The organism is Erythrobacter sp. RANMB8, assembly GCF_056848235.1.
Genome location: NZ_JBREHG010000032.1, coordinates 1 through 517, shown reverse-complemented (window position 1 = coordinate 517; position 517 = coordinate 1). Strand labels below are relative to the sequence as shown.

The following is a 517-nucleotide window of genomic DNA, read 5'->3' as shown; positions in this document are numbered from 1 at the left end:
CTAGGCTGTGTTGACAGAAGACTTCAGCCATAGGCGTGTGGCGGCGATGTTTAGGAAGCTCTCGAAGGAGAGGACGGTCTTGTCGTAGCAGGTGGCGATACGGGGCTGTTGTTTGATCTTGCCGAACATGCGCTTGACACGGTTGCGGTCCCGATAGCGGCGATAGTCCGGATGGTCGGGCACCTTGCGGTTCGAACGGGGTGGGATGATCGGCAGGATACCCCGGATCAGCAGACTTCCCCGGAAGCGATCACCGTCAGACCCCTTGTCCGCCAGCAGCGCCTTGGGTGCAGCGATCGGGATCTCCATCAGCTGCTCAGCTGCGGTGTAATCGGAGGCCTCGCCGCCAGTCAGGATGAAGCCGAGAGGCAGTCCCTGATTGTCGCAGCGGGCGTGGATTTTGCTCGTAAAGCCGCCGCGTGATCGACCAAGAGCATTCTTAACTGCCCCCCTTTTCCGCCCGCTGCCGAGACATGGCCGCGAACGCAGGTGCTGTCGATCATGTGCTGCCAGTCGT

General features: G+C 60.9%; 1 protein-coding gene. It reads right to left on the bottom strand.

The window, feature by feature from the left end:
- Window positions 1-517 (bottom strand): IS5 family transposase (locus ACU0AG_RS16090; protein ID WP_482783273.1); only part of this gene is annotated, 517 nt, incomplete at its 5' end.